At 72.4% G+C, this 11,723-nt stretch carries 11 protein-coding genes and 1 riboswitch; of the genes, 8 read left to right on the top strand and 3 right to left on the bottom strand.

The genetic code is table 11. The annotated features are described in order from the left end of the window. Positions 1-75: 75 nt before the first annotated feature. From AB0P41_RS17480 to ligD, 3 genes are all read right to left on the bottom strand, one after another. The gene (locus AB0P41_RS17480) at positions 76-396 is read right to left on the bottom strand and encodes a zinc-ribbon domain-containing protein (protein WP_356711659.1); all 321 of its coding nucleotides are present in this window, start codon (positions 394-396) and stop codon (positions 76-78) included. Further along, entirely contained in the window at positions 393-2,513 is a 2,121-nt protein-coding gene (locus AB0P41_RS17475; RefSeq protein WP_365932739.1) for a PBS lyase, read from the bottom strand. Before AB0P41_RS17475 ends, AB0P41_RS17480 begins: the two co-directional genes overlap by 4 nt. Before the next feature lie 176 nt (positions 2,514-2,689). Next, positions 2,690-3,583 carry a non-homologous end-joining DNA ligase gene (gene ligD, locus AB0P41_RS17470; RefSeq protein WP_365932737.1) on the bottom strand — a complete coding sequence of 298 codons (894 nt, stop codon included), beginning with the start codon at positions 3,581-3,583 and terminating at the stop codon, positions 2,690-2,692. 59 nt (positions 3,584-3,642) lie between these two features. Here ligD and AB0P41_RS17465 point away from each other — a divergent pair, with 59 nt between their 5' ends. From AB0P41_RS17465 to AB0P41_RS17430, 8 genes are all read left to right on the top strand, one after another. Then, a complete protein-coding gene (locus tag AB0P41_RS17465) occupies positions 3,643-4,734 on the top strand; it encodes a Ku protein (RefSeq protein ID WP_365932735.1) in 1,092 nt (363 codons plus the stop codon). Positions 4,735-4,779: 45 nt separating this feature from the next. Continuing rightward, positions 4,780-4,902: riboswitch (ZMP/ZTP riboswitch) on the top strand. A 166-nt stretch (positions 4,903-5,068) separates the two neighbouring features. Beyond that, entirely contained in the window at positions 5,069-6,313 is a 1,245-nt protein-coding gene (gene glyA, locus AB0P41_RS17460; RefSeq protein WP_365932845.1) for a serine hydroxymethyltransferase, read from the top strand. A gap of 158 nt (positions 6,314-6,471) precedes the next feature. Continuing rightward, entirely contained in the window at positions 6,472-7,632 is a 1,161-nt protein-coding gene (locus AB0P41_RS17455; protein ID WP_365932734.1) for an NERD domain-containing protein, read from the top strand. Positions 7,633-7,706: 74 nt separating this feature from the next. After that, positions 7,707-8,669, top strand: a complete 963-nt coding sequence (locus AB0P41_RS17450; RefSeq protein ID WP_365932732.1) for a D-2-hydroxyacid dehydrogenase family protein — start codon at positions 7,707-7,709, stop codon at positions 8,667-8,669. A 92-nt stretch (positions 8,670-8,761) separates the two neighbouring features. Continuing rightward, a complete protein-coding gene (locus AB0P41_RS17445; RefSeq protein ID WP_356711809.1) occupies positions 8,762-9,415 on the top strand; it encodes a formylglycine-generating enzyme family protein in 654 nt (217 codons plus the stop codon). Between the two features lie 53 nt (positions 9,416-9,468). Further along, positions 9,469-10,011 carry a DUF488 domain-containing protein gene (locus AB0P41_RS17440; RefSeq protein ID WP_365932731.1) on the top strand — a complete coding sequence of 181 codons (543 nt, stop codon included), beginning with the start codon at positions 9,469-9,471 and terminating at the stop codon, positions 10,009-10,011. 88 nt (positions 10,012-10,099) lie between these two features. Next, positions 10,100-10,831: a hypothetical protein gene (locus AB0P41_RS17435; protein WP_365932729.1), complete on the top strand. Its 732-nt coding sequence runs from the start codon at positions 10,100-10,102 to the stop codon at positions 10,829-10,831. Between the two features lie 594 nt (positions 10,832-11,425). Next, positions 11,426-11,713, top strand: coding sequence for a hypothetical protein (locus tag AB0P41_RS17430; RefSeq protein ID WP_365932727.1), 288 nt, complete (start codon positions 11,426-11,428; stop codon positions 11,711-11,713). The last annotated feature ends 10 nt before the right edge of the window (positions 11,714-11,723 follow it).

Here is an 11,723-nt window from a genome sequence, read left to right as displayed (position 1 = left end):
GCAACGTAGCAAGAGGCGGGTGTTATTTCCCTTATGTCAGCTTCGTGGCACTCCTCGGCCGCTCCCGGCGCGCTGTCAGCGCTGGTACGGGTTCTGGCCGCCGGGGGGCGCGTAGCCGGGCTGCTGCTGCGCGGCGCCGTACGGATTGCCGTCCTGGCCGCCCTGGGCCTGTGCCAGCAGCTGGTCGGCCTGCTCCTTCGGTATCTGCCGCTCGCCGCCGCAGAAGGTGCACTGCGTCGCGTACTTCGTCGAGAACGGGAACAGCGGCACGAAGAACAGCGTGAACTTGGTGACCCGCTTGCGCAGCGTGTGCGCCGCGGGGTTGCCGCACCAGCCGCACACCATCGTCAGGACCGCCAGTTGGTAGAGGTAGCCCTTGGTGCCGAAAATGATCATGATGTGGTTCCTTTCCCCGTGTCTCCCAGGAGTGCCCGCCGGCAGAGCGCCAGCAGCCTCTCGTCCTCATAAGTGTCGTGACTGCCGTAGCCGCCGTCCATCGCGTTGTGACGGCGTACGGAGAGAAGCTCGGCACGCAGCACCTGTGCCGCGTCCGACCCTGCACCAGCCGGGCCCATCCGCGCCAGACATTCCGCGACCCGGACCCTGACGTGACGGTTCTGCTCCCACGCGGAGAGGAGCACCGGGACGGAGTCGTCCGCGCGCCCCGAGACCTCCCAGAGGGCGATCGCGGCGTCGACACGGAGCCACAGCTCCTCGTGCGCCAGCAGGCCCCGCAGCCTCGGAGCCACCGCCTCGGCCCGCCTCCCCAGCCCGCCCAGCGCGCTCACCGCCGCCCGGCAGTCGCGCACCTGCTCCGCCCGCAGCCCCTCGGCCAGCACCGGCAGGACCGTGCCCGCGTCGCCCGTGACCGCCCACAGGGCCTCCGCCGCCTCCGTCGCCGCCGCGGTCCCCGGCCGCCGGATCAGCCGCCGCAGCTCCGGAACGGCACAGTGGGCCGCCGGCCCGAACGACCTCAGCGCCCGAAGGGCCGCCGTACGCAGCCACTCGCCCCGGTACTCGGGCGCCCCCCGCAGCACCCGCAGCACCTCCGGAGCGGCCTCACCCGCGCGCAGCGCCGTCAGCCCGGCGAGCAGCGGGCTCGCCCGGTCGTACGCCCCCTCGTCCAGGCCGACCTCGCCGAGCCTGCGCCGCAGCGTCCCCGCGAGGGGGGCCGCCGCGTCACCGAGGCACCGGATCGCGAATCCCACGTCGTGCGGCACCTCCGGCCGCTCCAGGGCCGCCGCCAGCGCGGGCAGCACCCGGGCGTCACCCAGCCGGGCCAGCGCCTTCACCGCCGAGCCCAGGCCCGGCGGCCCGCTCGCCCACGCCCTGACCCACGCACCCGGGTCCGCGGCCACCCGCGCGGCCAGGGCATCGGCAGCGGGCGCCGCCAGCCCGAACAACTCCTCCAGCACGTGCGAGGCGGCCTCGGCGAGCCGCGGCTCGGGATCCGTGAGCTGTACGCCGACGAGCCGCACCAGGCCCTCGTACGAACCGCGCCAGGCCCGGATCAGCCCGCCGCTCATCCGCACGGCGTCGATGCGCTGCCAGGGGTCCGGGCTGCACAGCTGGTCGGCCAGCAGCGCCGTACGGTCCTCGACACGGTCGTCCAGGCCGACGTGGAGCGTCCGCAGCAGGTCGGCGGCCCACGGGGTGCTGCGGCCGGCGGGCTCCCCGGCCGACAGCTCCCGCAGCTGGCCCACCAGCGTCGGTGAGGTGGCCCGGTCCGCCCCGGCGTCGTCACCGCCGGGCGCCTTCGCGGCCGGCGGTTCCGGCCGCGAAGGCCGCGAGCGCAGCTCCCGCAGCAGACCCGACACCACCCGTACGACGTCACCGGGCAGCGCGTCCGGGGCGCACCTGGCCAGCTGGGCGAGGGCCGCGAGCCGCAGCCCGGGCGGATACGCCTCGGCGGCGAGCCTGCTCAGCCAGTCTGCCGCCTGCCCCGCGAGCGGCCGGTGGCGCAGCGCGATCCGGCCCGCGGCCTCGACGAGCGCCAGCCGCACCTCGTCGTCCGCCTCCACCGGCAGCCGCTCCCGCAGCAGCGCGAGCACCCTGCCCGGCCGGCCGTGCAGGGTGGCCAGGGCGAGCGGCGCGGCGAGCCGCACACCCGGGTCCTCGTCGGCCACCAGCTCGAAGAACACCGCGGAACCGGCGGACACGGCGGCCGCGGCCATCGCGTAGTTCGCCACGCCCTCGATCTCGTCCTCGTCCAGCTCGTTCTCGTCGTCCTCGTCCAGATCGATGCCGCCGATGCTGGTGAGCAGCTCGACGATGCCGCCCCGGTCCCGTATCCCGGGGTCCACGGCCAGCTCGAAGAGGAACGGGATGCACGCGAGCGTGCAGGCGTACACATCGCCCTGGTGGTGCACCGCGCCGTACATGCCGTCGAGCGCGTACTCCCGCTCCGCCGGATCGGCGGAGGCGAGTCCGTACAGGAGCCCCGGCACATCGTCGGCCGGACCGTAGGCATGCTCCATCGAGGCCCAGTCGACCTCGTCGATCCCCGTGAACACGCCACACCCTCCCCGTTTCCTGGACCCCGGACGCGGCGGAGCCGTGCCCGCACAGCAGCGTCTGCGCCGAGTGTGCACCACGCCCAGGACAATCCACCCTCCACTTGCGGCCTTTCCTGGCCGCACCCGCCCTGGGCTGTGGGAGCGCTGTGCGTGGCCTGTACCCTCCGCCGCTCTCAGTCCTCCGGCAAGGGCCGGGCCTGCCCGGGATCGGTGAGTGGAGCCAGCAGATCTCCGTGCCTCTCCAGCCGCTCGGCCATGCCGCCGGCGAGGAAGAGGAGATCGCCCGGCGCCCCGCAGGCCTCGATCTCGTCCCAGGTGACGGGTGCGGAGACGGTCGGGCTGCCCTTCGCCCGCAGGGTGTACGGCGCCGCGGTGGTCTTCGCGGCGGCGTTCTGGCTGAAATCCACGAACACCTTCCCCGGGCGCAGCGCGCGCGTCATCCGGTACACGGCCAGATCGGGCAGCGCCCCCTGCGCCTCCACCGCCAGTCTCCTCGCGTACGCCGTCACCTCCTCGGAGGGGGTGGGTTCCAGGGGGACGAGCAGATGCAGCCCCTTCGAGCCCGAGGTCTTCCCGTACGAGGACAGCCCGTCCTCCGCCAGCCGCTCCCGCAGCCAGAGGGCGACCGCGCAGCACTCGACGACGCCCGCGGGCGGTCCGGGGTCCAGGTCGAACACCATCCGGTCGGCCACGGCCGGGGCGTCCTGCCGCCACTGATGGGTGTGGAACTCCACCACCAGGTTCGCCGCCCACATCAGCGAAGGAAGGTCCTGGGCGAGCACCTGCCGGGCACCGGGGTCGTCACTGCGGGGGACCGGGGCCGTACGCACCCAGTCGGGCGTACCGGGCGGCGGATTCTTGGTGAAGAAGCGCAGCCCCTCCGGCCCGTCCGGATACCGCAGGAAGGACAGCGGACGGTCGCGCAGGTGCGGCAGCATCGCGTCCGCCGCCGTGGCCGCGTAGTAGTGCAGCACCTCGCCCTTGGTCGTACCGGTGGCGGGGTACAGCACCTTGTCGAGATTGCTGAGCGCCAGGCGCCGCCCCTCCACCTCTGTGATCGGCGTCATACGATAAGAATCACATGAAATCGCATGAATGTGGTCGTGGCGGGCGTAAGGGGTGAACGGTGAGGTCCATCTGGAACGGCTCCATCTCGTTCGGTCTGGTCAGCATCCCGGTCAAGCTCATGAACGCCACGGAGAACCACGCGATCTCCTTCCGGCAGATCCACGTCGAGGACGGGGGCCGGATCCGCTACCGCAAGGTCTGCGAGCTGGACGAGGAGGAGGTGCCGGCCTCCGAGACCGTCAAGGCGTACGAGGACGCCGACGGCACGGTGATCCCCGTGACCGACGAGGACCTGGCCTCGCTGCCGCTCCCCACCGCCAAGACGATCGAGATCGAGGGGTTCGTGCCGTCCTCGGCCGTCGACCCCCTCCAGCTGGACTCGGCCTACTACCTCTCGGCCAACGGCGTCCCCGCCGCCAAGCCGTACGCCCTGCTGCGCGAGGCCCTCAGGCGCAGCGGCAAGGTCGCCGTCGCGAAGTACGCCCTGCGGGGGCGGGAGCGGCTCGGCATGCTGCGGGTCTCCGGCGACGTGATCGCGATGCACGGCCTGCTGTGGCCGGACGAGATCCGCGCCCCGGAAGGCGTGGCCCCGGAGACCGGCGTCAAGGTGCGCGACGCGGAACTGGACCTGGCGGACGCGCTGATGAACACCCTCGGCGACGCCGACATGGACACGCTCCACGACGACTACCGCGAGGCGGTCGAGGAACTGGTCGCGGCGAAGGCGGCCGGCGAGCCCTTGGCGGAGGAGGCGGAGAAGCCCGAGGGCAAGGTGATCGACCTGATGGCGGCGCTGGAGAACAGCGTGCGGGCGGCGAAGGAGTCCCACGGGGAGGACGGCGACAGCAAGGACGCCGACGTCCACCACATCGGCTCCGGCCGGGGCGGCGGCGCCAAGAAGACCGGGGCGTCCTCGGAGGGGGCCTCTTCGAAGAAGGCGGCACCGAAGAAGGCGGCACCGAGGAAGACGGCACCGAGGAAGACGGCGGCGAAGAAGACCGAGGCGAAGAAGAGCTCCGGGAAACCGCCGGCGAAGAAGTCGGCGCCCGAGAAGCAGGCGGCCAGGAAGACGACGGCGAAGAAGGTCGCCGAGAAGAAGCCCGCGGCGAAGAAGCCGTCCGGGGGCGCACGGAAACGCACCTCGGCCTGACACGCGCCGCGCACGGTGTCGGGACGGGCGGCCCCGCAGTAAAGTGCCGAGTGCCGCGACTGGCGCGTACCCGCAAGGGTGCTCCGTGGAATCGACCACGAGGGAGCGGCACACCCCGGGCACGTCCCGGGGAGTCGTCGCCGGAGGCCGTCCGCCTGGGCAGTCCGGGTCCACGTCGCCCCCGTGCGACCGACCCGGGAGGAAACCCGTGGCCGTACAGCCGTCCGATGCACGCCGTCCCGCACCGCCCCGCCCCGCTCAGTCCGGAACCGCGCCGTCCCGTTCCGCTCAGTCCGGAACCGCGCCGTCCCTTTTCGCTCCGGCACGCCCCGCCCTGACAGAAGCCGACCCGGAACTCGCCGCCCTGGTGGACGCCGAGGAGCGGCTCCAGGCGGACACCCTGCGCCTGATCCCCAGCGAGAACTACGTCTCCGCCGCCGTGCTGGAGGCATCCGGCACCGTCCTGCAGAACAAGTACTCCGAGGGCTACCCCGGCAAGCGCTACTACGAGGGCCAGCAGGTCATCGACCAGGTGGAGACCCTCGCCGTCGAGCGGGCCAAGGCGCTGTTCGCGATGGACCACGCCAACGTCCAGCCCTACTCCGGCTCCCCGGCCAACCTCGCCGTCTACCTGGCGTTCCTGGAGCCCGGCGACACCGTCCTCGGGATGTCGCTGCCGATGGGCGGCCACCTCACCCATGGCTGGGGCGTCTCGGCCACCGGCACGTGGTTCCGGGGCGTGCGCTACGGCGTGCGGCGCGACACCGGACGCATCGACCTGGACGAGGTACGCGACCTGGCGCGTGCCGAACGGCCCAAGCTGATCTTCTGCGGCGGCACCGCCGTGCCCCGCGTGATCGACTTCGCCGGCTTCGCGGAGATCGCCCGCGAGGTCGGCGCGGTTCTGGTGGCCGACGTCGCCCATATCGCGGGGCTGATCGCCGGCGGTGCGCACCCCTCGCCCGCCCCGTACGCCGACGTGGTGTCGACGACCACCCACAAGACCCTGCGCGGGCCGCGCGGGGCGATGCTGCTGACCCGGGCCGAGCACGCCAAGGCCGTCGACCGCGCCGTCTTCCCCGGCCTCCAGGGCGGCCCGCACAACCAGACGACCGCCGCCATCGCCGTAGCGCTGAAGGAGGCGGCCGGGGCGGACTTCGCGGCCTACGCCCGCCAGGTCGTCGCCAACGCCCGTGCGCTGGGCGAGGAGCTGGCGGCACGCGGCTTCGACCTCGTCTCCGGCGGTACGGACAACCATCTGCTGCTGGCCGACCTCACGGGCAAGGGCGTATCCGGGAAGATCGCGGCCAAGGCGCTCGACCGGGCCGGGATCGTCGTCAACTACAACACCGTCCCGTACGACCCCCGTAAGCCCTTCGACCCGTCCGGCATCCGTATCGGCACGCCCGCCCTGACGTCCCGGGGTATTCCTTCCTCCGAGATGGGTGCGGTCGCGCAGTGGATCGATCTTGTGGTCGATGCCGCTCGTACAGGTGACGAAACGACCGTTTCCAAGGTCAGGGACGAAGTGAGGACCATGATGGAGGCATATCCGGCACCGGGCCTCCCCCTGGCCTGACCGGGGCGCCGGAGCAGTCCGGGGCACACAGGGCCCGGACTGCTCCGGAACGCCGTGCTCCCGACTCCGCGCGCCCGCTCTGCGCCCTGTGCGGGGGCCGGCCCGCCGTACAGGCTGGGGGAGGCAAGGACGTCGGTGGGGTGAACAGAGGGGGCACGATGCAGGATCTCAAGGTCACGTCATGGCAGCTCTTCGGGCACGACCGGCTCTATGTGAACCTGCCGGACGGCACCGCGATCGGATGGGCGGACCGGGGCAGCGGCACGATCACCGTCCTGCACCCGCGCTACCGCGACGCCGTGACCGACGCGCTCGCACGCCAGGTCCCGGACCTGCCGGCGCTCGTCGGCGAGGAGGCCCCGGCCGGACCCCGGTCCCGGCCCGCGCCGCCTCCGGTCCCGCGGATCCCGCCGATGCGGGGGATGCGGAAGCGGGGGGCCGCGCAGGAGGCGCCGCCCGTGCGGGGACCGGCGCCCGAGGTGGACGTGGCGCCTGACGTGGACGTGACGCCCGCGGTGGACGTGGCGCCTGTTCCGGGCGTGGCGGCGCCCGCGTCGGAGGTGGTGCCTGCGCCCGAAGCGGTGCCTGTTCCGGACGTGGCGCCCGCGCCCGAAGCGGTGCCCGCGCCGGAGGGGGTGCCCGCGTCGGAGGTGGTGCCTGCGCAGGAGCGGCCCCGGAGGCCGGCCGTCCTCCCCGCGCTGACACCCGCGACCGACCTGGCGTCGCGCCGGCCGGGCGCCCAACTCCGCGAGCAACTGGGCGAATCCGGGACCGGCGCGCTCGTACGGGTCGCCACCGGGGCGCTGCGGCGGCACAAGGACGCGGACCCGCGGCGCGGCGCCCTCGCCGGGGAGCGGCGGGTCGGGGCGGAGCTCAAGCGGCTGACCCGGCACGGCTGGAGGGTCCTGCACTCCGTACCGCTGCCGGACGGCACGGAGATCGGGCACCTGCTCATCGGGCCCGGCGGTGTGTTCGCCGTGAGCACCGATCACCGCCCCGGGGCTTCGGTACGGATCGCAGAGGGCGCCCTGCACATCGACGACGGCGCCCCGCAGCCGTACGAGCTCGACGGCCGGCCCGGCGCCCGGCGGGCACGGGCCGCGCTGGAGGCGTACTGCGCCTTCGACGTGCCCGTACAGACCGTGCTGGTGTTCACCGGCGTCACGGCGCTGGAGGTGGCCTCCACACCGGCCGGCGTCCGCGTCTGCCGGGAGCGTCAGCTGTCCGTCCTCACCCCGCTGACGGGCGTGTTCACCCCCACCCAGGTGGAGAGGGTCTACGACGTCGCGCGGAACAGGGAGGCCTGGCCGGACGCGTGAGCCCGGTACGCGGCCGGTAGATTCCCCGGTGCTGCCGCAGTGCCAGTACCCGTACCGTCGAAGGGGAAGCCACCATGAAGCTCCGCTGTGCCGTGCTCGACGACTACCAGTCGGTGGCGGCCACCGCCGCCGACTGGTCACCCGTCGCCGACGACATCGACGTGGTCAGCTTCGCCGAGCACTGCGCGACGGAGGACGAACTCGCCTCCCGCCTGGCCGACTTCGACATGGTCGTGACCCTCCGGGAGCGCGTGCCGTTCCCCGCGACGCTGATCGAACGGCTGCCCAGGCTCCGACTGATCGTCGCCTCCGGCATGCGCAACACCTCCATCGACCACGCCGCCGCCCAACGCCACGGCGTCACCGTCTGCGGCACCGCCAGCACGGCGACCCCGCCCGTCGAGCTGACCTGGGCGCTGCTGCTCGGCCTCGCGCGCGGCCTCGTGACCGAGGCCAACTCCCTCCGTGAGGGCGGTCCCTGGCAGTCCACCGTGGGAACCGATCTGCACGGGCGCAGGCTCGGCATCCTCGGGCTCGGCAAGATCGGCAGCCGGGTCGCCGCCGTCGGCCGCGCCTTCGGCATGGACGTGGTGGCCTGGAGTGAGAACCTGACCGCGGAGCGGGCCGGGGAGGCCGGGGCGGTTCTCGCCGCGTCCAAGGAGGAACTGCTGGAGACCAGCGACTTCGTCACCGTCCACCTGGTGCTGAGCGAGCGCACACGCGGGCTGCTGGGGGCGAAGGAGCTGGGGCTGATGCGGCCCGGAAGCTTCCTGGTCAACACCTCGCGGGCGGCGATCGTCGACCAGGACGCGCTGCTCGACGTACTGCGCCGGGGAGCCATCGCGGGCGCGGGCGTGGACGTGTTCGACGTCGAGCCGCTCCCGGCGGGCCACCCGATGCGCGGCGCACCGCGCCTCCTGGCGACACCGCACCTGGGCTATGTGTCGCAGGCCAACTACGCGGCGTACTACGGTGACGCGGTCGAGGACATCCGCGCCTACCTCGACGGTGCGCCTGTCCGCAGGCTCGGCCGGTGACCGATTAGCTTGAGCACGGGGGCACTTCGGCCTCCCCGTACGGGAAGGCCCACCGCGTGCACACGCCCACCGACGACGAGACGGCCTCCTGCATGATCCGGATACCGGCAGGCACCGTGGACCTGAGGGACGACCGGCGGGGCGCACAGTGGCAGGTGGGGATCGAGCCCTTCCTCCTCGGCCGCCACCCCGTCACCACCGCCCGGCAGCACCGCGCCGTCACGGGGGAGGAGCTCGGACCCACCGTGCCGGGCGGCGCCCTGCCCGTGACGGACATCAGCTGGCTCGGCGCCGTCGACCTGTGCAACCTGTTCTCGGCCCGCGCAGGACTCGACCCGGTCTACTCCCACGACGCACGGACCGGCGAGGTGACCCGCGACCCCGCCTCCGACGGCTACCGCCTGCCCACCGAGGCGGAGTGGCAGTACGCCTGCAAGGCGGGGACCCCGGGATACCGCTACGGCGACATCGACGCCATCGCCTGGTACGACGGCAACTCCGGCGGCCGGGTGCACGACGTCGGCGGCAGGTCCGCGAACGCCTGGGGCCTGCACGACATGCTGGGCAACGTCTGGGAGTGGTGCTGGGACCTCTACGACGAGGAGGTCTACGGGGAGTACCGCACCTTCCGGGGCGGAGGCTGGGCCGAACCGGAGCGCGGCTGCGGCGCCACGGTGCGCCGCCGCAGCCACCCCACGTTCGCGATCGACGACCTCGGCCTCCGGCTGGCCCGCAGCGTGCGCTGACGTCCTCCGCATGTCGCCCCCGGCCGCCGGGTACGCCGGGGCATCATGTCCACGTGGATGAGATCTGGACGATCGGGCACTGGACGTGCCCCCAGGAGACATTCACCGGCCTGCTGGAGGACCGGAGCATCGACGTACTGGCCGACGTCCGGGCGCACCCCGGTTCGCGCCGGAGTCCGCAGTTCTCCCGCGACGCGATGCGCGAGTGGCTGGAGCGGGAAGGGATCGACTACGTGTACCTGGACGAGCTCGGTGGCCGCCGGCGCAAGCAGGACGTGGACCCCGCCGTCAACGCGGGCTGGCACAACCCGAGCTTCAGGAACTACGCCGACTACACGCTCCTCCCGGCGTACGAGGACGGCATCACCCGCCTGACCACGCTCGCGGAGCGCGGCCGTGTCGCCGTCATGTGCGGCGAACCGGTGCCGTGGCGCTGCCACCGCCTGCTGATCGCCAACACGCTCACCGCCCGCGGCTGGACGGTCCGGCACATCATGGGCCCCGGCTCCGGCGAGCCCCGCGTCCACGAACTGGGCGCCTGGGGCGCGGAGCCACGGGTCGACGGGCGCGGCCGGGTGACGTACCCGGCGACGTAGCCTCGGCCCCGTAGCCCCTGCCTGCCGAAAAACCGTACGGGTGATCGAGTTCAGGTGCGGTACGTTTCTGTCACTCGAAGGGGGCGAAGTGACCAAGCTCAACCAGATCATCGCCGTGGAGAAGGGTGTCAAGAGCAAGTCGCTCCAGGACATCACCGCGGCCCACCACAAGGTGCAGAAGCCGGCGCTGCTGGCGGGCATCTCGCGTACGTACCAGCCGAAGGACGAGGAGGGCGAGCAGCTGCCGCCCGAGTCCGCGCGGGTGCAGATCAAGGCCGAGGAGGCGCTGCGTGAGATGTCCGCGTCGCTGACCCGGCTGTTCGACGTGACCGCGACGAAGGACTGGGCGAACTGCTCGGCCCGCGCGGACGTCACCGTGGACGGGCGTACGGTCGTCAGCGAAGTGCCGGTCAGCTACCTGCTCTTCCTGGAGAAGCAGCTCACCGACCTCCACACCTTCGTGAAGAAGCTCCCGGTCCTGGACGCCGCCGAGTCCTGGTCGCTGGACCCCTCGACCGACCTGTGGAAGACGGACCCGGTCCGCACGATCCGCACGAAGAAGGTCCCGCGCAACCACGTCAAGGCCGAGGCGACCGACAAGCACCCGGCGCAGGTCGACGTGTACTACGAGGACGTGCCCATCGGGTACTGGACGACAGTGAAGTTCTCCGGAGCGCTGCCGGCGCGACGGGTGAACGAGCTGCTGGAGCGCGTCGAGAAGCTCCAGCACGCGGTGAAGTTCGCCCGCGAGGAGGCCAACGGCGCCGAGGTCACCGACCGGAGGGTCGGAGACGCGGTGTTCGGCTACCTGTTCGGCTGACCCCGAACACCAGGCGGCACACCCCCAAGAACGCCCCCGCGCCAATGCCGTGGGGGCTGCGCACCCTGCACGAGGCGGAATTGAGGTCCGCCCCGTGTGACGAGCGCAAGCTGAAACTGAACGTTCAGCCTGAAGACGCGGTAACGGTGGAGGTTCGAGTCCTCCCCCCGGCACCACCTGCCGGGGTGGCCCAACATGGCAGAGGCAGCCGCGATCAATCTCAGACTCTCGCTCCAGCTTCAGTATCGCCGCCGATTGCCAGATCGACCGAGTACGGACGAACACCGTTGAATGCTGGTTCGAATCCGGCCTGCGCCTCTACGCGGCGCGGTAGTTCAAAGGCAGAACGCAACGGTATGACGACTGATCCGCACTCTTAAACGCGCTGGCAAGCGCAATTGGGTGGCAACCCCAGGGGCCCGGGAGCTGGATACGACTCCCGGGCTCCGCCACGTCCGGGGGCGGCCGGTGGCGGGACGCGAGTGGCATGCCCCTGAGCGGGCCCTTCGCACCGGCCGTCGCCTGCACTCGGCGAGTCCGGGGCGCACGCGTATCAGGGCGGCTCACACCGGTCACGTGGGGGAGGTGCGGCGCGTGGAGCCATTGCGGGACGACGACCCGAAGACGGTCGGCGGGTATGCCCTGGTGTGCCGGATCGGCGCCGGCGGCATGGGCCAGGTGTGGCGCGAAGCTCACGCGTACTTCTTGGTGCGGCTTCAGGAGGCCGTCGACAAGGGGAAGTGGACGCCGCCCGCCCAGCGGCCGCCACGGCCCGGCCGAACCGCTCCGGACCTGCCGGGCACGGCGGAGGACCCGGAGCAGGGTGAACGAGATGTGGCGGCCCTCGTCGGCAGCCTCCGCAACCTGATGCGCGCTCCTTGATCGGCACCGC

The sequence above is a fragment of the Streptomyces sp. NPDC079167 genome (genome assembly GCF_040686735.1).
In the GTDB taxonomy this organism is placed as follows: Bacteria; Actinomycetota; Actinomycetes; order Streptomycetales; family Streptomycetaceae; genus Streptomyces.
This window is presented reverse-complemented; position numbering and strand designations above follow the sequence as displayed.

Bases quoted from the DNA above. Each gene is read 5' to 3' on its own strand.
- AB0P41_RS17480 (WP_356711659.1), bottom strand. From the start codon at position 396: ATGATCATTTTCGGCACCAAGGGCTACCTCTACCAACTGGCGGTCCTG.
- ligD (WP_365932737.1), bottom strand. From the start codon at position 3,583: ATGACGCCGATCACAGAGGTGGAGGGGCGGCGCCTGGCGCTCAGCAAT.
- AB0P41_RS17455 (WP_365932734.1), top strand. From the start codon at position 6,472: ATGCAGGATCTCAAGGTCACGTCATGGCAGCTCTTCGGGCACGACCGG.
- AB0P41_RS17450 (WP_365932732.1), top strand. From the start codon at position 7,707: ATGAAGCTCCGCTGTGCCGTGCTCGACGACTACCAGTCGGTGGCGGCC.
- AB0P41_RS17445 (WP_356711809.1), top strand. From the start codon at position 8,762: ATGATCCGGATACCGGCAGGCACCGTGGACCTGAGGGACGACCGGCGG.